The sequence below is a fragment of the Pseudomonas sp. AK181 genome (genome assembly GCF_051122975.1).
In the GTDB taxonomy this organism is placed as follows: domain Bacteria; phylum Pseudomonadota; class Gammaproteobacteria; order Pseudomonadales; family Pseudomonadaceae; genus Aquipseudomonas; species Aquipseudomonas lactis.
This window is the reverse complement of sequence record NZ_CP146348.1, coordinates 2294908-2314769: the sequence shown is the minus strand read 5'-3', so window position 1 is coordinate 2314769 and position 19862 is coordinate 2294908. Positions and strand designations below refer to the sequence as shown.

The 19862-nt window shown below is 60.5% G+C and carries 21 protein-coding genes and 2 pseudogenes; 9 read left to right on the top strand and 14 right to left on the bottom strand.

Annotation, left to right across the window (positions count from 1 at the left end; genetic code table 11):
* Positions 1-134: 134 nt before the first annotated feature.
* From V8689_RS11100 to V8689_RS11090, 3 genes are all read left to right on the top strand, one after another.
* A complete protein-coding gene (locus V8689_RS11100) occupies positions 135-509 on the top strand; it encodes a hypothetical protein (RefSeq protein WP_019818659.1) in 375 nt (124 codons plus the stop codon).
* A gap of 234 nt (positions 510-743) precedes the next feature.
* Positions 744-938, top strand: coding sequence for a hypothetical protein (locus V8689_RS11095; protein ID WP_003190284.1), 195 nt, complete (start codon positions 744-746; stop codon positions 936-938).
* A 91-nt stretch (positions 939-1029) separates the two neighbouring features.
* Positions 1030-1212, top strand: coding sequence for a hypothetical protein (locus tag V8689_RS11090; RefSeq protein WP_003190283.1), 183 nt, complete (start codon positions 1030-1032; stop codon positions 1210-1212).
* A gap of 3 nt (positions 1213-1215) precedes the next feature.
* Here the strand turns inward: V8689_RS11090 and V8689_RS11085 are convergent, their stop codons facing one another.
* Complete coding sequence (locus tag V8689_RS11085; RefSeq protein ID WP_019818663.1) at positions 1216-2283, bottom strand: AI-2E family transporter; 1068 nt, start codon at positions 2281-2283, stop codon at positions 1216-1218.
* Between the two features lie 171 nt (positions 2284-2454).
* On the opposite strand from V8689_RS11085, the gene yegQ reads away from it, so the two are divergent.
* Complete coding sequence (gene yegQ, locus V8689_RS11080) at positions 2455-3768, top strand: tRNA 5-hydroxyuridine modification protein YegQ (protein ID WP_056788336.1); 1314 nt, start codon at positions 2455-2457, stop codon at positions 3766-3768.
* Between the two features lie 548 nt (positions 3769-4316).
* On the opposite strand, the pseudogene V8689_RS11075 reads toward yegQ, so the two are convergent.
* The 3 genes and pseudogenes from V8689_RS11075 to V8689_RS11065 form a co-directional block, all read right to left on the bottom strand.
* Positions 4317-4907, bottom strand: a pseudogene (locus V8689_RS11075) (methyl-accepting chemotaxis protein); the annotation flags it as partial.
* Positions 4908-5222: 315 nt separating this feature from the next.
* Positions 5223-5996, bottom strand: a pseudogene (locus V8689_RS11070) (cache domain-containing protein); the annotation flags it as partial.
* A gap of 166 nt (positions 5997-6162) precedes the next feature.
* Positions 6163-7482 carry a Na+/H+ antiporter family protein gene (locus tag V8689_RS11065; protein ID WP_161794324.1) on the bottom strand — a complete coding sequence of 440 codons (1320 nt, stop codon included), beginning with the start codon at positions 7480-7482 and terminating at the stop codon, positions 6163-6165.
* A 229-nt stretch (positions 7483-7711) separates the two neighbouring features.
* On the opposite strand from V8689_RS11065, the gene V8689_RS11060 reads away from it, so the two are divergent.
* Positions 7712-9859, top strand: a complete 2148-nt coding sequence (locus V8689_RS11060; protein WP_282390178.1) for a methyl-accepting chemotaxis protein — start codon at positions 7712-7714, stop codon at positions 9857-9859.
* Positions 9860-9987: 128 nt separating this feature from the next.
* Here V8689_RS11060 and V8689_RS11055 read toward each other — a convergent pair whose 3' ends face one another.
* From V8689_RS11055 to V8689_RS11040, 4 genes are read right to left on the bottom strand one after another with little or no spacing between them, the layout of a single operon-like run.
* Positions 9988-11301 carry a sensor histidine kinase gene (locus V8689_RS11055; protein WP_056788327.1) on the bottom strand — a complete coding sequence of 438 codons (1314 nt, stop codon included), beginning with the start codon at positions 11299-11301 and terminating at the stop codon, positions 9988-9990.
* On the bottom strand, positions 11298-11966 hold the full coding sequence (locus tag V8689_RS11050; RefSeq protein ID WP_003190268.1) for a response regulator transcription factor: 669 nt from the start codon (positions 11964-11966) through the stop codon (positions 11298-11300). The genes V8689_RS11055 and V8689_RS11050 overlap by 4 nt, the downstream gene beginning before the upstream one ends.
* Positions 11966-12277: a PepSY domain-containing protein gene (locus V8689_RS11045; protein ID WP_056788326.1), complete on the bottom strand. Its 312-nt coding sequence runs from the start codon at positions 12275-12277 to the stop codon at positions 11966-11968. The genes V8689_RS11050 and V8689_RS11045 overlap by 1 nt, the downstream gene beginning before the upstream one ends.
* Positions 12277-12579: a PepSY domain-containing protein gene (locus tag V8689_RS11040; RefSeq protein ID WP_056788323.1), complete on the bottom strand. Its 303-nt coding sequence runs from the start codon at positions 12577-12579 to the stop codon at positions 12277-12279. The genes V8689_RS11045 and V8689_RS11040 overlap by 1 nt, the downstream gene beginning before the upstream one ends.
* 158 nt (positions 12580-12737) lie before the next feature.
* On the opposite strand from V8689_RS11040, the gene V8689_RS11035 reads away from it, so the two are divergent.
* Both V8689_RS11035 and V8689_RS11030 read left to right on the top strand, forming a co-directional pair.
* The gene (locus V8689_RS11035) at positions 12738-13817 is read left to right on the top strand and encodes a hypothetical protein (RefSeq protein ID WP_044273606.1); all 1080 of its coding nucleotides are present in this window, start codon (positions 12738-12740) and stop codon (positions 13815-13817) included.
* A 262-nt stretch (positions 13818-14079) separates the two neighbouring features.
* Positions 14080-15267, top strand: a complete 1188-nt coding sequence (locus tag V8689_RS11030) for a tyrosine-type recombinase/integrase (protein ID WP_060766061.1) — start codon at positions 14080-14082, stop codon at positions 15265-15267.
* Between the two features lies 1 nt (position 15268).
* Here V8689_RS11030 and V8689_RS11025 read toward each other — a convergent pair whose 3' ends face one another.
* The gene (locus tag V8689_RS11025; RefSeq protein ID WP_014717940.1) at positions 15269-15625 is read right to left on the bottom strand and encodes a hypothetical protein; all 357 of its coding nucleotides are present in this window, start codon (positions 15623-15625) and stop codon (positions 15269-15271) included.
* Between the two features lie 152 nt (positions 15626-15777).
* Here V8689_RS11025 and V8689_RS11020 point away from each other — a divergent pair, with 152 nt between their 5' ends.
* Positions 15778-16137: a hypothetical protein gene (locus V8689_RS11020; RefSeq protein ID WP_060766060.1), complete on the top strand. Its 360-nt coding sequence runs from the start codon at positions 15778-15780 to the stop codon at positions 16135-16137.
* Here V8689_RS11020 and V8689_RS11015 read toward each other — a convergent pair.
* Positions 16129-16338 carry a hypothetical protein gene (locus V8689_RS11015; protein WP_060766059.1) on the bottom strand — a complete coding sequence of 70 codons (210 nt, stop codon included), beginning with the start codon at positions 16336-16338 and terminating at the stop codon, positions 16129-16131. The genes V8689_RS11020 and V8689_RS11015 overlap by 9 nt on opposite strands.
* An 83-nt stretch (positions 16339-16421) precedes the next feature.
* On the opposite strand from V8689_RS11015, the gene V8689_RS11010 reads away from it, so the two are divergent.
* A complete protein-coding gene (locus V8689_RS11010; RefSeq protein WP_060766058.1) occupies positions 16422-17108 on the top strand; it encodes an SOS response-associated peptidase family protein in 687 nt (228 codons plus the stop codon).
* Here V8689_RS11010 and V8689_RS11005 read toward each other — a convergent pair.
* From V8689_RS11005 to V8689_RS10990, 4 genes are read right to left on the bottom strand one after another with little or no spacing between them, the layout of a single operon-like run.
* Positions 17095-17610, bottom strand: coding sequence for a lysis system i-spanin subunit Rz (locus tag V8689_RS11005; RefSeq protein WP_060766057.1), 516 nt, complete (start codon positions 17608-17610; stop codon positions 17095-17097). The two genes, V8689_RS11010 and V8689_RS11005, sit on opposite strands and share 14 nt — an antisense overlap.
* Positions 17607-18032, bottom strand: coding sequence for a structural protein (locus V8689_RS11000; RefSeq protein WP_060766056.1), 426 nt, complete (start codon positions 18030-18032; stop codon positions 17607-17609). Before V8689_RS11000 ends, V8689_RS11005 begins: the two co-directional genes overlap by 4 nt.
* A gap of 43 nt (positions 18033-18075) precedes the next feature.
* Entirely contained in the window at positions 18076-19086 is a 1011-nt protein-coding gene (locus tag V8689_RS10995; protein WP_434520713.1) for a hypothetical protein, read from the bottom strand.
* A gap of 10 nt (positions 19087-19096) precedes the next feature.
* Entirely contained in the window at positions 19097-19753 is a 657-nt protein-coding gene (locus V8689_RS10990; protein WP_060765682.1) for a hypothetical protein, read from the bottom strand.
* Between the last annotated feature and the right edge of the window lie 109 nt (positions 19754-19862).

Below are 19862 nucleotides of genomic sequence, written 5' to 3'. Positions count from 1 at the left end.
AATCGGTACAGACCTTACACAACCTTTACCCATTGGCGGTGCTGTTTTCTCGAAATACGTTGTCTTAAAAGTATCCCCGCGACAATCCTTGAGTCTATTGATTGCAGACCACAAGCGCAGGGGCTAATTGAGGAATGACCATCATGCGTAAACTTCCCAGGATCGCCTTGCTTATCGGCGCACTCGCGATGGCCGGCCAAGCCTCCGCCCACGGTGGTGGTTGGGGTGGCCCGGCCGTGTTCGGTGCGCTTGTCGGCGCAGCGGTAGTCGGCTCTGTGGTTGCCAGCCAGCCGCGTGAGGTGTACGTGCAACAACCGGTGTATGTTCAGCCGCAGCCGGTGTATGCCGCTCCGCCGCCGGTCTACTACGCGCCACCGCCACCGGTGTATGTGCAACAGCAGGTTTACTACCGCCCGGCGCCCGTCTATTACGGCCCACCGCGCGGTTATTATGGGCCGCCTCGCGGCTACTACGGCCCGCCCCACGGTTACTACCGCCATGGTTGGTAAGGTTTAACCGCGTTGACAGCCACAGGCCTCGCCCACACGCGGGGCCTTTTTTTGCCTGGGAAGTCCGGATTTATCCTGTCAGTGTCGCTGTGAGAACAACGCACGAGCAGCAATCCCACATCATGGGCGGCAAATATCCTCTTGATCGGTTGCGGGCTGCGCTGTCATGTTTGCGTCACAAAACAGTCGCACTATCGACTCAGTCCAGCCAATAACAATTAAGGACGATTGACCATGCCCACACAAAACCCGCACCGCACCGCCGGCCTTTGCACCTCCAGCAAGGTCTACAGCGCCTTGACTGAACTCAAGCACCTTGAAGGCCATCGCAGCGCCAAGTTCCTGGCATTGCTGGCCGAAAACCTGGTGCGCAAGGGCCTGCTCAGTGAGCACGAAGTGGTGAACATGCTCGACCAGGTGGTGGATTAACGCCTGGCATTGATGTCGACTATCGAGCCAGGTGATTTTTCCCAGGCGCAGGCAAACCGTAAGGTGACCTCCATAACGTTTGGAGGTACTTATGCCCACTGTTCAAATCATGTCTGTCATCGGCAGCGCCGTCCCCGCCCCTCTGCGCAAACTGGGCTTGCTCGCCTGCTGGTATGTGGTGCGCGATGGCGAGCCGATCAGCGGCCCGCTCACCTCGTTATCCGATGCCGAAACACAACGCCGAATGGCAACCGACTTCAGGCTTGAGGCCTGAAAGCTACGGCAACGGCAGCTTGACCCGCGGCTTGGTTTCGACGAACAACGCCCAGCACGACATGAACAACGCCGCCACCAGCGGCCCGATGACAAAGCCGTTAAGGCCGAACACCGACAGGCCGCCCAAGGTCGAGATCAGGATCAGGTAGTCCGGCATCTTGGTGTCCTTGCCCACCAGGATCGGGCGCAGCACGTTATCCACCAGGCCAATCACGAACACGCCGAACAGCCCCAGCACCACGCCCTGCCAGATCGAACCGCTCAACAGGAAATAAACTGCCACCGGCCCCCAGACCAGCCCGGCACCCACCGCAGGCAGCAGGGACAGGAACGCCATTAGCACGGCCCAGAGCAAGGCACTGGGGATGTCCAGGAACCAGAAGATCAAGCCACCCAGCGCACCTTGAGTCACGGCCACCAGCACGTTGCCCTTGACCGTGGCGCGCACCACGCGGTTGAACTTGAGTTGCAGGCGACGCTTTTGCGGCTCGGCCAAGGGTACGGCTGTGCGCACTTTGCGTACCAGCTCAGGGCCGTCGCGCAGCAGGAAAAACAGCAGGTACAGCATGATGAAAAAGCTCACCAGGAAATCAAACGTCCCCTGGCCGAAGCTGAACGCCTGGGAGGCAAAGAACTGACTGCCCTGCATCGCGCCCTTGACGACCTTTTCCCGCAGCCCTTCGAGGTTGCCCATGCCGAAGCGGTCGAGCAATTGCTGGAAATACGGCGGTAGAACGTTCTTGAATTGCTCGATATAACCCGCCACGTCGAGCTTGCCGCTCTCGATGTTTTTGTAGAGCGTGGCCCCCTCTTGCACCAGCAACGCACTGGTGATGATCACCGGCAGAATCGCGATCACCAGGCACACCATCAAGGTGGTGAGGGAGGTCAGGTTGCGGTTCCAGCTAAAACGCTGCTGCAGGCGGCGCTGCATCGGCGCAAAGATAATGCCCAGGATCACAGCCCAGAATACCGCGCCGTAAAACGGCAGCAATATCCAGATAAAAGCCACGGTGACCAGGGCCAGTAACAGCAACAGGGTTTTGAATTGCAGGTTGGTTTGATTCATGTCCGGTCCATGTCAGAAAAACAGGGCCGATCGCGGCCCTGTTGCTTAGTCCGCAGCCAAACCTGGGAGTGCCCTTGTTTTTCGAACAAGCATAGATCGCCCTGTTTAGACGTGGATCAATGCACGGCGCCCGGCCCTGCACTACCCTCGCGCCTTTTGCGACCTACAGCCATGCCCACCATGATTGCCCCCGAACTGCTCGCCCCTGCCGGCACCCTGAAAAACATGCGCTACGCCTTCGCCTACGGTGCCGATGCGGTCTATGCCGGCCAGCCGCGCTACAGCCTGCGGGTGCGCAACAACGAGTTCGACCACGCCAACCTGGCCCTCGGCATCCAGGAAGCCCATGACCAGGGCAAGCGTTTCTACGTGGTGGTGAACATTGCGCCGCACAACGCCAAGCTCAAGACCTTCCTCAAGGACCTGGCGCCCGTGATCGCCATGGGCCCGGATGCGCTGATCATGTCTGATCCGGGGTTGATCATGCTCGTGCGCCAGCACTTCCCAAAGATGCCGATCCACCTGTCGGTACAGGCCAATACGGTGAACTGGGCCAGCGTGGCGTTCTGGCAGCAACAAGGTATTTGCAGGGTGATTCTGTCGCGGGAGCTGTCCCTGGAAGAGATCGGCGAAATCCGCCAGCAGGTGCCAACCATGGAGTTGGAGGTGTTTGTGCATGGGGCCTTGTGCATGGCCTATTCCGGGCGGTGCCTGCTGTCGGGGTATATGAACAAGCGCGATGCCAACCAGGGCACCTGCACCAATGCCTGCCGCTGGAAATACCAGGCCACGCCGGCAGTGGAGAATGTTACTGGCGATATCGTCCAGGAATATCAACCCACATTGGGCATCGGCACGCCCACCGATCAGGTGTTCCTGCTACAGGAAGCCAATCGCCCCGATGACCCCATGCCCGCCTTCGAAGACGAACACGGCACCTACATCATGAACGCCAAGGACCTGCGGGCCGTGCAGCATGTGGAGCGCCTGGCACAGATGGGCGTGCATTCGTTAAAGATCGAAGGCCGCACCAAATCGCACTTCTACTGCGCACGCACCACCCAGGTGTATCGCCAGGCCATCGATGACGCTGTGGCCGGCCGTGCGTTTGACCGCGGCTTGATGACCAACCTCGAGTCACTGGCCCAGCGTGGCTACACCGAAGGTTTCCTGCGCCGCCACGTGCACGACGAGTACCAGAACTACCAGAACGGCAGCTCGGTTTCCGAACGCCAGCAGTTTGTCGGAGAACTGACCGGCGAGCGGCGTGGCGCGTTGGCCGAGGTGAAGGTGAAGAATCGCTTTGCGCTGGGCGACCACCTGGAGTTAATGACGCCCGCCGGCAATTTTCACTTTGACTTGGCAAGCCTGCACAACGCCAAGGGTGAAGGCATCGAGGTGGCGCCGGGGGACGGGCATACGGTGTATGTGCCGATTCCGGCGCAGATGGACCTGCGCTTTGGCCTGCTGATGCGCGACGTTTAAACCCTGCCATGGGCATCGGTATCTACACAACTTTGTGGGCTATAGCAGCAGACGGTAACCACGATGCGAAGCGAGTCGCTCTTGATCTGCTTTTGATGTTGATCTTAGGCGCCCCGTTAAACCACGCTGGCCGGAATTCGACAGGGATTTGGGGGGTAAACCGGCAGGGATGCCGGTTTAGCCGCCCCGCGCCATGGATGGCGCGTGGCGGCGGCCCCCCAAATCACTGGCGGATTACGGGCACACCGAGCCTAAGCGAGGTGCCGAGTGGTGGGGCAAGAGCGCTTTGGTTACTTTCGCGCTTTTCGAAAGTGACCCGCCGTCAGGCGGAACCCCAAGTAGCCGTTACCGCAGGAATGGATATGTACACAATCCAACTGTGTTGACTGCCAGGCCGCTTTCGCGAGCAAGCCCGCACACATTTGGAACGCGGGCGTCAGGTAGATAAGCGTCGGCTGTCAGGCCGTCACGGGAGCAAGCTCCCTCGCCACAGGTTCAGCGTCGCACCAAAATTGTGTAGATACCTATGCTGCCATGGATTGAATGGATCAGATCCTGAACTGGCCCACCAACTGCCCCAGGCGCTGGCCCAGGTCTGCCAGGCTGCGAGACGTCTGAGCACCCAACTGGGTTTCGTCCGCCACGCTGTCTACCGCTACGGCAATCTGATGCACGCTGCGGTTGATCTCTTCCGCCACGGCGGTCTGCTCTTCGGCGGCGCTGGCGATCTGGGCGTTCATTGAATTAATGGTGCCAATCAGTTGCGCCATGGTGTCCAGGGACGCGCCGGCTTGGTTGGCCTGGGCCGAGGTGCCGTCGCCGGCATCGCTGGAGCGGCGCATCGCGTCCACGGCCGCCTCGGTGCCTTTTTGCAGGCGATCGATCATGCCCTGGATTTCCTGGGTACTGGTTTGGGTGCGGCTGGCCAGGGCACGCACTTCATCGGCGACCACGGCAAAGCCACGCCCGGCCTCCCCGGCCCGTGCGGCCTCGATGGCCGCGTTGAGCGCCAACAGGTTGGTTTGTTCGGCGATGGAGCGGATCACGCCGAGCACGCTGACAATCGACGATACATCCTGCTGCAGGCTGTCCAGGGACACGCCGCTGCTGCGGATGTCGTTCACCAGCGCGTGGATCTGCGCGATGCTGCCGTCCACCACGCGCTTGGCGGCCTGGCCTTCGGCGTCGGTCTGCTGCGCAGCGACGGCGGCGCCCTGGGCACTGCGCGCCACTTCGTGGGCGGCCGAGGACATCTGGTTGATCGCGGTGGCCACCTGGTCGGTCTCGTGGCGCTGGCGTTCCATGGCCTGCTCGGAGCGCTGGGCCTGGTCGGACACCTGGCTCACCAGCCCGGTGAGTTGGGCGGTCATGTCGGTGATCTGGCGCACCAGGCCGTGGATTTTATCGACAAAGCGGTTGAATGCACCGGCCAGGTCGCCGAGTTCATCCTGGCTGGTAATGGCCAGGCGGCGGGTCAGGTCGCCTTCACCGGCTGCGATGTCATCGAGGTTGGCTTTCATCAGGTGCAGCGGACGCAAGATGGTATTGGCCAGCAGCATGCCCACGGCGGCGATCACCAGCAACACCACCACGGCGACGCCGAGGATGCTCAGCAGCACGCCTTGCATGCGTGTCTCGACTTTGGCCTGCACCACCGCCACCTGGGCGTCGATGCCATCGAGGTTCACCGAGGTGCCGATCACCATGTCCCACTTGGGCAGGTATTCGGTATAGCCGAGCTTGGGCACCAGCTCGGTCTGGCCGGGCTGGGTCGAGCTGTATTGCAGGTAGTGGGTGCCGTCCTTGCCGACCTTGACCAGGTCGCGGTTGACGTAGACGCCGTTGGGGTCGCGGTTGTCCTTGAAGCTTTTGCCCACGCCGTCCGGGCTGTTGCCCTTGAACAGGCGGATGGTCTCGGAGTCGTAGCCGAAGAAATAGCCGTCTTTGCCGTAGCTGGTATTGGACAGCAACTTGACCACCTGCGCCCGCGCCGCACTGTCGCCGGGGGCTGCCGCGTCGTAGAGCGGCTTGATGGTGGTCATGGCCACCTCGACATAACCTTGCAGGGTGGCTTTGGCGTCGTTGAGCAGGCGCTGGCGGGTTTCATCCACTTCGTTGCGGGCCTGGCCCTGCAGAATCCACACGGTGGTCAGGCTAATGACCACGGCAAACAACAACACCGGCACGACAGCAAGGGCCAGGACTTTGGCCTTCAAACTCAGACGCATGGCTTTTCTCTCTTGTTAGTGGCGACTTGAGAGGTTAACGGCCATGTGAGCAATTTCTGTAGGAGCGAGCTTGCTCGCGAAGAACCTGAGAGCACTGCGGGGTGCCAGGTTGCCCGCGTTATCGTTGACGCTTTTCGCGAGCAAGCTCGCTCCTACAGGAACCTCGTCAGAGCGTCATCGCAGCCAGCCAGCCGAACGCCAGCAGTGGCAGGTTGTAGTGCAGGAAGGTCGGCACCACGGTGTCCCAGATGTGGTGGTGCTGGCCGTCGATGTTCAGGCCGGAGGTGGGCCCGAGGGTGGAGTCCGACGCGGGCGAACCGGCGTCGCCCAAGGCTCCGGCGGTACCGACGATGCACACGATGGCCAACGGGCTGAAGCCCAGTTGCACACACAGCGGTACGAAAATCGCCGCGAGGATCGGCACGGTGGAAAACGACGAGCCGATGCCCATGGTCACCAACAACCCCACCAGCAGCATCAACAACGCGCCGACGCCTCGGCTATGGCCGATGAACGCTGCCGAGGCCTGCACCAGCGAATTCACGTCGCCGGTGGCCTTGAGCACTTCGGCAAAGCCTGAGGACGCGATCATGATGAAGCCGATCATCGCCATCATCTTCATGCCTTCGGTGAACAGGTCATCGGTGTCGCGCCAGCGCACGATGCCCGACACCGAGAAGATCAGGAACCCGGCCAGGGCGCCGATGATCATCGAGTCCAGCCACAACTGGATGATGAACGCCGAGGCAATCGCCAGGCCGGCCACCAGCAGGGTCAGCGGGTTGTACTGCACTGCCACTTGCTCGACCCGTTCGATTTTCTTCAGGTCGTACACACGCTTTTTGCGGTAGCTGATCAACACCGCCACCAGCAGGCCCACCACCATGCCCAGCGCCGGCAGGCCCATGGCGTGGGTGACATTGACCCCGCTGATATCCACCCCGCTCTTGGCGACGTTGGCCAGCAGGATCTGATTGAGGAAGATATTGCCAAAGCCCACCGGCAGAAACATGTACGGGGTGATCAGGCCGAAGGTCATCACGCAGGCGATCAGGCGACGGTCCAGCTGCAGCTTGGTCAGCACATACAACAGCGGCGGTACCAGCAGCGGAATAAACGCAATGTGGATCGGCAAGATGTTCTGCGAGGCAATCGCCACCACCCACAACAGGCCGATCAGCAGCCATTTGACGTGGTTGCCACCGCTGGCGTCCTGGCGGTCCACCAGCAGCAAGGCTTTGTCCGCCAGGGCATGGGCCAGCCCGGACTTGGCAATCGCCACGGCGAAAGCCCCGAGCAATGCGTAGGACAAGGCCACGGTTGCGCCGCCGCCCAGCCCGCCGTTGAAGGCCTTGAGCGTGGCTTCGATACCCAGGCCACCGGTCAAGCCGCCCACCAGGGCGCCGACGATAATGGCGATGACCACGTGCACGCGGGACAGGCTGAGTACCAGCATGGTGCCGACCGCGGCGATGACTGCGTTAATCATGGTTACCTCAAGCAGAAACAAAAAAGACAGGCATGCCCGCGCGCGGCCCATGGGAACAGCTGCCGGCGTGCAGGCTTGAAAGAGGTCTTATTAGAGGGCGCGCACTTTGCAGGAGCTGGGCTGTCATGTCAAAAACTGTGGTGAGTGAACTCCTTTTCAACAGATAAAGAATTGCAGGCGCCCGCCGATAAGCTGTCTCTATGTGCTTTCAGGTAAGGATGTCCCGATGTCGCTCAGGCAGCTCTCCATTCAATGGAAAATCACCCTGCTGGCGGGCCTGTGCCTGCTGGGGATCGTGACCCTGCTGGTGGGTCTGTCGCTGTATCGCATGGCGCAGAGCTCGCAGCAGGTCAAGGCGTCCAGCATGCAGATGCTCGACGAAGCCGCCCAGTCGCGCATCGAGGCCCAAGGTGAAGTGCAGGCGCTGGGCATTCGCCAACAGTTCATGGATGCCTACCAATACGGCCACGGTTTTTCCCGCCAGGTGCTGTTTTTGCGCGAGCAGGCCGAGAAGCGCTTTCTCGATGCCTTTGACACCCGTGAAGACTTGACCCGCCAGGTCAAGGCCGCCCTGCAAGCCAACCCCGACCTGCTCGGCCTGTCGCTGGTGTTCGAAGCCAATGCGCTGGACGGCAAGGACGAACTGTTCGCCAACCAGGCGGAACTGGGCAGCAATAACAAAGGCCGTTTCGCGCTGTACTGGTCGCAACCGACGCCGGGGAAAATCACCTCGATGGCGCTGCCCGAGAGCGACATGGCCGACACCTCCATCGGCCCCAGCGGCGAAAAGGCCAACGCCTGGTTCACTTGCCCGCGCACGACCCTCAAACCCTGTGTGATCGAACCTTATTTTTATGTGATCGACGGCCAGAACGTGCTGATGACCAGCATCGTGTTCCCGCTGATGGTCAACGGCAAAGTCATCGCCTCGCTGTCGGTGGACATCAACCTCAACAGCTTGCAGGCGGTCAGCCAGCAGGCCAGCGGGAAACTGTACGACGGCCAGACCCAGGTCAGCATTCTCAGCGCCACTGGCTTATTGGCCGGCTACAGCCCCGACGCCAGCAAACTCAGCCAACGCCTGGAGCAGGTCGACCCGGCCAGCGGCGCGCAGTTGATCAGTGCCCTGGCCAGCAGTACCCAGACTCACAGCCTGCGCACCGACCATCAACTCAAGGTACTGGCGCCTTTTGCACCGATTCCCGGCGGCAAGGCCTGGGGCGTATTGCTGGATGTACCGGAACAAGTCCTGGTCGCCCCCGCCGAAGCGCTGAAAAACCAGCTGGACGCCGATAACGCCAAAGGCACTTTGTTGGAACTGGGCCTGGGCCTGCTGGCCGCGGTGGTCGGTTTGATCCTGGTGTGGCTGATGGCGCGCAGCGTGACCCGGCCGATCCTTGGCGTGGCGCACATGCTTGAGGATATCGCCAGCGGCGAAGGCGACCTGACCCGGCGCCTGGCCTATGCCAACAAGGACGAACTGGGCCAATTGGCCGGCTGGTTCAACCGCTTCCTCGACAAGCTGCAGCCGATCATTGCCGAGGTCAAACGCTCGGTGCAGGATGCCCGCGGCACCGCCGACCAGTCCGCCGCCATTGCCACGCAAACCAGCGCCGGCATGGAGCAGCAGTACCGCCAGGTGGATCAGGTGGCCACCGCGTCCCACGAAATGAGCGCCACCGCCCAGGACGTGGCCCGCAGCGCCGCCCAAGCGGCCCAAGCCGCACGGGATGCCGACCAGGCGACCCGCCAAGGCTTGACCGTTATCGACCGCACCACCGTCAACATTGGCGAGCTCGCCGCCGACATGAGCACTGCCATGGCCCAGGTAGAAGGCTTGGCCGCCAACAGCGAACAGATCGGCTCGGTACTCGAAGTAATTCGCGGCATCGCCGAGCAGACCAACCTGTTGGCGCTCAACGCCGCCATCGAAGCCGCTCGCGCCGGTGAAGCCGGCCGCGGTTTTGCCGTGGTCGCCGACGAAGTGCGCAACCTGGCGCGACGCACCCAGGAATCGGTGGAAGAAACCCGCCTGGTGATCGAACAATTGCAAACCGGTACCAGCGACGTGGTCGGTTCCATGGGCAACAGATATCGCCAGGCCCAGGGCAGCGTCGAACAGGTGGGCCAGGCCGTGACGGCCTTGCGCCAGATTGGCGATGCGGTCACGGTGATCAGCGACATGAACCTGCAAATCGCCAGCGCCGCCGAAGAGCAAAGCGCGGTGGCCGAAGAGATCAACAGCAACGTGGCGACCATTCGCGATGTGACCGAGTCGTTGTCGGAGCAGGCCAATGAATCGGCGCGGGTCAGCCAGGCGTTGAACAGCCTGGCGAACCAGCAGCAGGGGTTGATGGATCAGTTCAGGGTCTGAATGTAGCAAGGCTTTTCTGTGGGAGCCGGGCTTGCCCGCGATGCAGACACCTCGGTACTTCAGGCAAACCGAGTCGATGCTATCGCAGGCAAGCCAGCTCCCACATCTTGAGCGGTGGTGTGTCAGCGTCAGCGGCGTGGCAACTCGATCAAGACCTTGAGCCCACCCAGCTCGCTCTCCTGCAGCTGCAGCACCCCACCCCACACCTCAACGATGTCGCGCACGATCCCCAAACCCAGGCCATGGCCAACCCTCTGTTCATCCAGGCGTGCGCCACGGCTGAACACTTGGTCGCGCTGGGCCTCGGGAATGCCGGGGCCGTCATCTTCCACCGCCAGCCGGTAACCGTGGGGCATCTCGCTGACGCTAAGACGTACCTCGGCGTCCGCCCATTTACAGGCGTTGTCCAACAGGTTGCCCAGCAATTCCAGCAGGTCTTCACGGTCCCAGGGCAGTTGCAGGCCCGGCGCCACCTGGTAGCTGAGGTCCAGGTGTTCGCCGTGGATCATGCGCAGGGTGGCCAGTAAACCGGGCAGCTCTTGTTCACAGTCAAACAACGCGCCCGGCAAGGCATCACCCGCCAGGCGCGCACGGTTGAGTTCACGGTTAAGGCGCTGCTGCACCTGCTCCAGCTGCTCGCGCAGCAACTGGCTCAACTGCGGATGATCCTTGAGCGCTTCACTGGAAGCGGCGCTTAACAACACCGCCAGAGGAGTCTTCAGCGCATGGCCCAGATTGCCGAGGGCGTTGCGGGAGCGCTTGAGGCTGTCTTCGGTGTGCGCCAGCAGGTGGTTGATCTGCGCCACCAGGGGCTCCAGTTCAAGCGGCACCTGGGTGTCGAGTTGCGAACGCTGGCCTTGTTGCAGTTGGGCGATCTGGTTACGTGCGGTCTCCAGCGGGCGCAAGGCACGGCGTACGGTGACCCGTTGCAGGATCAGCACCAGCAACAGCGCCGCCAGCCCCATCACCAGGCCGACCTGGCGCATCAGGCGAAAGCTCTCGCGCACGGGCGTGTAGTCCTGGGCCACGCTGATGGAAATCGACTGGCCAAAGCGCTTGTAGTCCGAGCGCAACACCAACAGTTGCTGGCCTTCGGGCCCCAGTTGCAGGTTGCCCTTGAGCCCCGCCACGGGGAGCCGGGGCAGTTCCTGGTCCCACAGTGAGCGGGAGCGCCAGTGTACGTCGGCAAAGTCGATACGAAAGTAATGCCCGGAAAATGGCCGCTGGTACGCCGGCGACAGGCGTTGCTCATCCAACTGCACGCCATTGGGCCCACGCACCAGCGCCACCAGCAGGTTTTCGCTGTCGTTGCGCAAGCCCGCTTCAAGGTAGCGCTGCAAACCCGCCTCGAACAACCACAGGCTGGTTTGCGCCAGCACCACGCCGACAATCACCATCACGCTGATCAACCCCAGGCTCAGGCGCCGCTGGATTGACCTCATGCCGGGGTGGCGCCGAAACGGTAGCCCTGGCCGCGCCGGGTCTCGATCACGCTGCGGCCCAATTTGCGCCGCAGGTGGTTGACGTGCACCTCCAGCACATTGGAGTCGCGCTCGGTCTCGCCGTCATACAAGTGTTCGGCCAGGTGGCTTTTGGACAGGATCTGTTCGGGATGCAGCATGAAATAGCGCAACAAGCGAAATTCGGCAGCCGTCAGTTGGATCTCGGCGCCGTCGCGCAGCACGCACTGGCGCCCTTCATCCAAATGCAGGCCGGCGGCTTGCAGGGTGGGCTGGTTCGTCTGGCCGTGGGAGCGGCGCAGCAGCGACTGGATGCGCAGGTACAGCTCTTCAGGGTGAAAGGGTTTGCTCAGGTAATCATCGGCGCCGGCCTTGAGCCCTTCGATACGCTCGGCCCAGGAATCGCGGGCGGTCAGAATCAGCACCGGGATGGCCAACGCGGCGGCGCGCCATTGCGCCAGCACGTCAAGCCCGGGCAAACCGGGCAGGCCAAGGTCGAGGATGATCAGGTCATAGGGCTCGCTGCGCCCTTGATACACGGCGTCGCGGCCATCGGCCAGCCAGTCGACCGCATAGCCCTGGCGCTGCAGGCCGGCCATCAGCTCGTCAGCCAGGGGTACGTTGTCTTCCACCAGGAGCAGGCGCATCAATCTTCCTCATCTTTGATCAGGTTACCGTTGGTGGCGTCCAGCTTGATCTCGCGCACCACGCCCTCGGTGGTCACCAGCTCCACTTCATAGGCATATTGCCCGTGCTTCTTTTCCAGTTCGGCTTCCAGCAGCCGCGAGCCCGGGTATCGCGCCATGGCCTGTTGCAACAGCTGTTCCAATGGCTGGATCACGCCCTGCTGGCGCAGGGCCAGGGCCTCGTCCTGATTCAGGTCGCGGGCCGCCAGGCTAGAACAAAAGACCATGAGCACCAGCGCCACGCGACTGCCGACGCGTAAATTTACCTTCATTACGTATCCTGATGATTCTTGAGAACCTGCCCGGTGAGCGCGTTCAATTCAACATCCCATTCAATGCCGTTGGTATCTCGTAGCTCGACTTCATAGACGTACTTGCCGTATTCCTCATCCAGGTCGGTGTCCAGCAGCGTCGAACCAGGGTGAAGGGCCAGCGCCGTGGCCTCCAGTTGATCGAAAGCGACAATTGTAACAGTGGCCGGCACGATCAGTGGCTTGTCGGGGTCCACGGCGGCGGCCGGGGTCGCCGTAACGAGGATGATAGCGGCGGCGCCCAGGGCAGTGAGGCGCTTCATGATAAGTCTCCGTTACATGATGTTTTCCTACGCCAGTCACCGTACGCGCTGCAACTTAACTGAAACTGAATTGCCACCATGGCAATTGCGGTTAAGCCATTTTTCCCACGGCCTGCGAGATTTCCTATACTGCCCCGCTCGCCTCAAAAGAGACCGGTATGACCGCCATCCATATCAAGTTCCCGGCCTTGACCCTCAAGGCCGGCAAACGCGCCTTCACCCGCATCCGCGAGCAGGGCCTTGCGCCTGCCGACGTCGGCATCCTTCCCGGTGCGGCGGGCGGCCCCAAGGCTCTGGGTATCCAAGGGCTCGACCTGGCGCTGTTCGGTGACTGGTTACGCCGTGCGCCGCGCGAGCGTGCGCTGATCGGCGCGTCCATCGGCTCCTGGCGGTTTGCCAGCGCCTGCCTGCCCGACCCGGTGCAAGGTTTGCTCGACCTGGGCCGCCTGTACAACGAGCAGCGTTTTGCCAAAGGCGTGACCATGGCCCAAGTCAGCCAGAGCTGCCAACGCATGCTCGACGACCTGCTGGCCGGGCGCGATGCGCGGGTGCTGGACAACCCCGACTATCGGTTGAACATCATGGTGGTCAAGAGCCACGGCTTGCTCGCCGATGACCACCGTGGGCGGCTGGGGCTGGGCCTGTCGTCGGTGATTGCCGATAACCTGCGGGGCCGCGCACGGCTGTCGCGGCATTTTGAGCGGCTGATCATCCACGACCCGCGCCAGGCACCCCCGGTACACCCCCTGAAGGATTTCCCCTCGCGCTTCCTCACCTTGGACGTGGGTAACCTGCGCCAGGCATTGCTCGCGTCCGGCTCGATCCCCATGGTGATGCAAGGCGTGCGCGACCTGCCCGGGGCCGGAGCCGGCACCTACCGCGACGGCGGCTTGCTGGACTACCACCTCGACCTGCCCTACCACGGCGATGACATCGTGCTGTACCCGCACTTTACCGACCGAGTCATCCCCGGCTGGTTCGACAAGGGCCTGCCATGGCGACGCAGCAACCAGCAAGGCTTGCAGGATGTGTTACTGCTGGCGCCGTCCAGGGACTACCTGGCCCGCCTGCCCCATGGCAAGCTGCCAGACCGCAGCGACTTCAAGCGCTTTATGGGCGATGATCCAGGCCGCAACAAATATTGGCAAACCGCCATGAGCGAGAGCCAACGGCTGGGGGATGAGTTTTTGGCATTGGCGGATAACGGCAAGCTCGGCGACCGTTTGCTGGCCCTTTGACCGCATGGGCGGTATGCGCAGAGGTTGATCAAGCTGTTAAACTCGCCGCCTGCCAGACACCTGACCGAGCTGAAAACACTGTGGAAATCTTCAAAGATTCCACGGTAGCCTCCCGCCTGAAACCCTCCCGTATCAAACGCCCCTTTAAAACCGCACGCTCAAAGACATTCGCGTATCACCGCGTACCACTCAATACCTTCCCAATGCCATTGGGTTAGTACATTATCCAGTACATCAGGAACACTTTTGAGAGGATGTACTAGTGGCGCTCACGGACACCGCAGCCAGACAGGCAAAGCCAAAGGAAAAGGCATACACCCTACCCGACACACTGGGGCTTTCTCTATATGTGGCTACCAGCGGTATCAAGAGCTGGCACTTTCGATTCACATGGCTTGGTAAGCAGGCGAGGATTTCTTTTGGGACATACCCGGAAACGGGTCTAAAGGAAGCGCGCTCTCGCAGAGATGAGGCGCGGGAAGACATTGCGCGCGGCGTGGATCCGCGCGAATCGAGGAAGGAGAAGAAGGCAGGACTGATTGAGGCTGGCGGTCGGACATTCCGCCGCGTGTACGATGAGTGGCTGGCATTCAGGAAGGGCAGCATTTCGCCGGGCACCTACCGGATCATCAGCAACTTGATGGAGTTGGACGTGCTTCCAATATTTGGCGGTCGACAGATCGACGCCATTAAACGCGCCGACGTTATCACCCTAATACGGCGGATCGAGAAGCGCGGCTCAGTAGTAACCGCCGTCAAGGTCAGGCAGCGCATGGGCCAGGTGTTCAGTTATGCGATCGCCATCGGTCTGATTGAATCGAATCCTACCGCTGAGATGCACGCCGTCACCGAGAAAGGCGCGCAGAACCGGCCGCATCCATTCTTGCCATTCAGCGAACTACCCAAGACCATCGCCACCATTCAACAATGCGTGTCAGGCCACCAATTGCGGTCGGCGATCATGCTGATGATTTACACCGCATCACGGCCTGGCGAGGTCAGGCACGCCGAATGGTCGGAGATCGATCTGGATGCTGCAACTTGGACAACGCCGGCGGCGAAGATGAAGGCGCGACGAGAGCATGCCGTGCCGCTGCCGACCCAGGCCGTTGAGCTGTTGAAAAGCATGCTACCCATCACTGGAGGCCTTCGCTACGTGTTCACAAACCGTAGCGATCCAACAATGCCGATTGGCACTAACTACGCCAACAACGTCATGGACCTCTGCGGCCTCACCGGCAAGCAGTCGCCCCACGGCTTCAGGCATCTATTCTCTACTGAGATGAACGGGCGCGGCTACAACCGTGACTGGATCGAGCGGCAACTCGCCCATGCTGATAGCAGCTTTATCCGAGATGTGTACAACCACGCGGCCTACCTGGAGCAGCGTCGCGAAATGATGCAGGAGTGGGCAGACCTCGTTGCGCCCGAGGCCGACCCTGCAACGTAATCTACTCTACCGTCGTCGTTTCCCAGCTGGATAGCTCCAATAAAACGGCGGCATCACCATCGTCATTCCAGATATGTGTGCCAGAATTCCAGAACACGTACTGCCACTTTGTGTTGCCTTGCATCTCGACTCTGTCTTCGCCTGTTCCAGTCCACAAGGCAACCATCATTCCAGCGGTGACATCATAGGGAGGCAACCATTTAATATGCCTATGTTCGTTGGAGATACCTCCACCTTCACCGAAGGTTGTGTCCATGATCATGTATCGAGATAAGTTGCAATTTTGTAAAACTCTCAGAGATACGTGCTCTTCACTGAGTTTTCCACGGTTATTGATGCTATCTACTTTCAGCTTCATCACGCGCTCCACCTAAAGATCTGAGCGTGTGACTGTAGAGCACGGAATACCAATATGCCATCACGTGGAGCCTGATGCAGCTCGTCGGCTCATATCGCACCACGCCTAAACCTCGATTACTGTACGCACATACAGTATTTGAGATTCACGCTATGAACGTTGAAATGGACACCGATGATTGGCTCGGTTGCCCCACTCCGCTTGAAATGTACCAGCACCAATGCTCAATTCTCGTGGATGAGCTGGTGGAGACAGAGCGCATGCTGCGGCGAGCGCGGGCGAATATCGCAGGCCTGGTGCAGATGAACGACCTGCTGACCACCGCGAAAGCCAAAGCCGAGACGGAGCTCAAATTGGCTACGGCAGATCTGAGCCGCGCTCACATTGATGGATCGGAAATGAGCAAGGAGATCATGAGCCTGAAGATGATCTCCAGCCAGAACGAGCATTTGCGCAGGGAAAACCAGCGACTACTGCTTGAGCTTAGCGTTTACAAGCAGCCATTAGCCTAACTCGTCGGCATAGGCAGCAACTGCTTCCTCGGTCAGCTCGCGCCATTCACCTTCGTTGATCAGCCCCTGTTGCTTGAGGTCGTCAGCCAGCGCCAGCCGTGTTTCGTAGCGTTCCTCAGGCGTGGCCGATATGAAGGTTGGATTGTTACGTAGCGCAAACCACGCCTCCATTGCGTTCACCTGATCAACGTTGATCGCCATGACGAATACCTCGGGCCAGTGTCTACAGTGTAGAGATTGGCCGGGGACCGGCTGTTCATCGGCGCCGACGAGCGGAGATGCTTATGTGCGGGAGACTTTCGCAGTACCGGGGAATCCACGACTTCGTTGCAGCGTTGAGCATGCCCAATGCTCTGGCAAACTCCGTGGGTGATCAGCCGATTGAGCGCTACAACGTGGCACCGACAACCGCGGTTGCGCTGCTGCACCTGCAGGGCGACCTACTCCACGCCGATCCGGTACGCTGGGGCTGGCGACCGCACTGGGCAAAAGACCGGGCAGCGCCGATCAATGCCCGCGTGGAAAAGGTAGCCCACGGCCCGTTCTTCCGGGCGATCTGGCCGCACCGGGCGATCACGCCTATAGACAACTGGTTTGAGTGGGTGGATGAGGGCGGGCCCAAGAAGCAGCCCTACCTCATCCGCCGGCGGGATGGTGCACCAATATACTGCGCTGCCATTGGCCAACTGCCGGACGCTGATGAAGGACCGGGCGAGCATGACGGCTTCGTGATCATCACCGCCGACAGTGCCGGGGGCATGGTGGACATTCACGACCGCCGCCCGGTGGTGCTTACCCCGGACCTGGCGCGGGAATGGTTGGATCCTGCCACGCCCAAGGAGCGCGCCGAGCAGATGGTGCTTCACCAGGGTGAACCGTCTGAGGTGTTCGAGTGGTTCAAGGTCGATACGGCTGTGGGCAACGTGCGCAACAAAGGGCCAGAGCTGATTCAGCCGATCAGCGAGCAATAGCCCTGACGTACGCCTGGCACGCACGCAAGGCGATTATGGCGTTGTCCCCGTCGTCGGTGATGGCGACAATTCGTTGCGCATGCGCTGGGTCAAGTTGGGCTCGACGGGCTGCATGAACCACGCCGACGGCCCCGGTGGCGGCAGGCACGTTGCAGCCACTGGCAGGATCCTCGGCAAGGAGGACTGACAGCCGGACATCAGCAGTAGCAAGCTGGTCACGCAGGCGAGCCTGGTTTCGTTGAGCATCGGATAATTCCTTTGTATGTTGTTGGTCCTGGCCAGCGATCTGCTGCTCCAGGGCCAGGCGCTTGCCCTGCTCGGCGCGGGCTTGGGCGGTGGCGGCATTACTGATCGCGGCAAGGTCATCCCCGTGCAGGACGGCCTGCTGGGCGAGCTTATTGCCCATCCGCCAGTCTTGAACCTGCCAGGTAACGCCCGCGGCACTGGCCATCAGCACCAGGATCAGCACCACCAGGCCGGCCAGCTTCTGTACCGACGTCATGCCAGCGCCCGCCGCACGCCTTCTGCCAACACCGTTTCAGAGTAGGCATAGCCTGCGTTCTCGTGATGGATGATGGCTTTGACGAAGCCAGCCATTACCACCGGGTTGACCAGGTCAATCTCGGCGCCAGGCCGGGTGCCGGTGTTCGCTTCGACCGCGTGCACGTACGCCGCAGTGTCGTTCTCTACCGACGGCGCCCACCGGCTGATGATCGCCTTCACAGTTTTCAGGCCATGTTTGCGCTGATAAGTCAGCAGCAGCTTGCCCAGGGCGCGGATACCATTCTCCGGCGTGTCGAACCTGGCGAAGCGCTTCTCTAAAGCAGGGTCTGGCTTCAGCTGGCCCTGCCACTGGTTGGCCGGGTTGTAATCGATATTGCCGGGGTTGTTGTTGCGTACCCCGCGAGTTTCGGTGCTCGACATGCTTTTCTCCAGGCGTAAAAAAGCCCGCTCAATTGGCGGGCTGCTATTCTTCGGTCGATCTGAGTGGCGGCGGCGTATCGACCTTGGGCATTTCAAGCCGCACATCGATCCAGCTATTCAGCGGGACATCCATAGGTGCGCCCCAGCCCGGCACCATCTCTCCATCATCGGTGAGCGTCCAGCGCTGTTTGAATAGGCGAATGATGACAGTGCCGTCCTCTTCCTGATGACTGTCGGTGATACCAAGCATCCGTCCGCCGTCTGGGGAGCTTGGGTCGTGGGTCCGCCAACCCTCCAGTGCCAGGCCGAGGCTACCGGTCACCCGATACTCGCCAACGCCGAGGCGCTCAACAATAACGCCGCGTGCTTCATCGTTGGCCACACCCCATTCGCCGGCGGGGAGAAACGATTCCTCTTGGAGGTCGCGGCGCTCGCTGGCGGACACGTTAGCGATTCTCAGGATTGGCGATGCTGCAGAAAGCGCACCGCCGGAACCGCGGGTGGTGTTGCCTGTGTGATAAAGCTTGTATGTGGGGCCGAATGCGCCGCCACTGTTTGATTCCGTGGTTCGAAAATGTAAGTTACCGCTGCCTTGAGCAACGGGGATGAACAGCTGCGCCTCGAAGTCCTGAGCATAGGGAATACGGATAACCGTGCAGTACGACAAGCCTGAAGACGAGCCTGGAGCGCCAAGTCTGGAAAAAGCACCACCTTGGCCGGGCTCGCCAGGCCTATCTGCTTGATATGTCGTCGGCGCATTGTTCGAATAAAACCCACTGTAAGTACCCGCAGGGATAAGCTCGCCTTCTTGCAGTCCGAAGCTTTTAGTTGATGCAGCGCCTAACCCTAAGCCTTGCCGGGCAGCACTCTGCGTAGTCCCGCCTGTTCCTCCTTTCGCAACGGGCAGCGCCGAGGGCAGCTGTCCGTTAGCCGGAGTCCCAAGGGCAGTATAAAGCTCGTTCGAGTTGTCGTTATTCTTCTGGCTGGCAGTGCGGAAGGTATCGCCGCCCTGGCCTGTAGGCGCCGTGCCGAGATTAATGCTTTGTCTTGCCATTATGAAGTCCTCAAATAATTTGTTTTGCAAATACGACAGGGTTATACAGCGTGGTTGATAGGTCCACTCCAACCGCTTGAATTATCAGTCGGTCATTGTTGTACTCCCATACCGCGTACATATTTCCTTGTCGAGAAGTTAGGCCAGCAACATCCATGGCGATGTTGCTTAAAAGCATGTAATCACCGCTCGCCAAACTGGAGGGAGCCGTCCACGACAAGCGGGATTGGCCTTGCGGATCTTGCACCGCCCCCAAATAGGTCCAGCTTGTGATGGTCCTCGTAAATTGAGCACATGGAGTTCCGTTGTCGAATAGAAGCTTTCCGCTACCATCCCAAAGACGAAACCCGAAGCTCGCTGTAGGTTCTGACTTGAACGCAGCTGCAAACCACTTACCTGATGTGGCTTGACCAACAACGCCAACGAATGAAAAGCCCGTCCAGGCGCCGGCTGATCCGCGTACCAAGCAGAAGCAAAACACGTTGGACTGATCAGGTCGCACGAAAACCAGTGGCGGCTCATCTGTCGTTATGGTTTTTGCAAAGTTGACTACGACTCCGGCCCCAGTACCGTTCCAGGCTCCTTTATCCAAAGTGGTCAGCCTTGAAAACTCAGAGTCGATTACTACAACATCTGACCCATTTTTAAACATCATTCCATAAGACATTACCTGTACCTCATCACAAGTAACCTTTGGGTTGAGGTCCCCAGCGGGCCGCTCGCGCTTTGCCTATTACCGAACCAAACACGCACAACTCCATTTAATATTTCGGGAA

What these genes read in the sequence shown, in the direction of transcription:
- V8689_RS11100 (WP_019818659.1), top strand. Translation starts at nt 135, where the DNA reads ATGACCATCATGCGTAAACTTCCCAGGATCGCCTTGCTTATCGGCGCA.
- V8689_RS11095 (WP_003190284.1), top strand. Translation starts at nt 744, where the DNA reads ATGCCCACACAAAACCCGCACCGCACCGCCGGCCTTTGCACCTCCAGC.
- V8689_RS11090 (WP_003190283.1), top strand. Translation starts at nt 1,030, where the DNA reads ATGCCCACTGTTCAAATCATGTCTGTCATCGGCAGCGCCGTCCCCGCC.
- V8689_RS11085 (WP_019818663.1), bottom strand. Translation starts at nt 2,283, where the DNA reads ATGAATCAAACCAACCTGCAATTCAAAACCCTGTTGCTGTTACTGGCC.
- yegQ (WP_056788336.1), top strand. Translation starts at nt 2,455, where the DNA reads ATGCCCACCATGATTGCCCCCGAACTGCTCGCCCCTGCCGGCACCCTG.
- V8689_RS11060 (WP_282390178.1), top strand. Translation starts at nt 7,712, where the DNA reads ATGTCGCTCAGGCAGCTCTCCATTCAATGGAAAATCACCCTGCTGGCG.
- V8689_RS11055 (WP_056788327.1), bottom strand. Translation starts at nt 11,301, where the DNA reads ATGAGGTCAATCCAGCGGCGCCTGAGCCTGGGGTTGATCAGCGTGATG.
- V8689_RS11050 (WP_003190268.1), bottom strand. Translation starts at nt 11,966, where the DNA reads ATGCGCCTGCTCCTGGTGGAAGACAACGTACCCCTGGCTGACGAGCTG.
- V8689_RS11045 (WP_056788326.1), bottom strand. Translation starts at nt 12,277, where the DNA reads ATGAAGGTAAATTTACGCGTCGGCAGTCGCGTGGCGCTGGTGCTCATG.
- V8689_RS11040 (WP_056788323.1), bottom strand. Translation starts at nt 12,579, where the DNA reads ATGAAGCGCCTCACTGCCCTGGGCGCCGCCGCTATCATCCTCGTTACG.
- V8689_RS11035 (WP_044273606.1), top strand. Translation starts at nt 12,738, where the DNA reads ATGACCGCCATCCATATCAAGTTCCCGGCCTTGACCCTCAAGGCCGGC.
- V8689_RS11025 (WP_014717940.1), bottom strand. Translation starts at nt 15,625, where the DNA reads ATGAAGCTGAAAGTAGATAGCATCAATAACCGTGGAAAACTCAGTGAA.
- V8689_RS11020 (WP_060766060.1), top strand. Translation starts at nt 15,778, where the DNA reads ATGAACGTTGAAATGGACACCGATGATTGGCTCGGTTGCCCCACTCCG.
- V8689_RS11015 (WP_060766059.1), bottom strand. Translation starts at nt 16,338, where the DNA reads ATGGCGATCAACGTTGATCAGGTGAACGCAATGGAGGCGTGGTTTGCG.
- V8689_RS11010 (WP_060766058.1), top strand. Translation starts at nt 16,422, where the DNA reads ATGTGCGGGAGACTTTCGCAGTACCGGGGAATCCACGACTTCGTTGCA.
- V8689_RS11005 (WP_060766057.1), bottom strand. Translation starts at nt 17,610, where the DNA reads ATGACGTCGGTACAGAAGCTGGCCGGCCTGGTGGTGCTGATCCTGGTG.
- V8689_RS11000 (WP_060766056.1), bottom strand. Translation starts at nt 18,032, where the DNA reads ATGTCGAGCACCGAAACTCGCGGGGTACGCAACAACAACCCCGGCAAT.
- V8689_RS10995 (WP_434520713.1), bottom strand. Translation starts at nt 19,086, where the DNA reads ATGGCAAGACAAAGCATTAATCTCGGCACGGCGCCTACAGGCCAGGGC.
- V8689_RS10990 (WP_060765682.1), bottom strand. Translation starts at nt 19,753, where the DNA reads ATGTCTTATGGAATGATGTTTAAAAATGGGTCAGATGTTGTAGTAATC.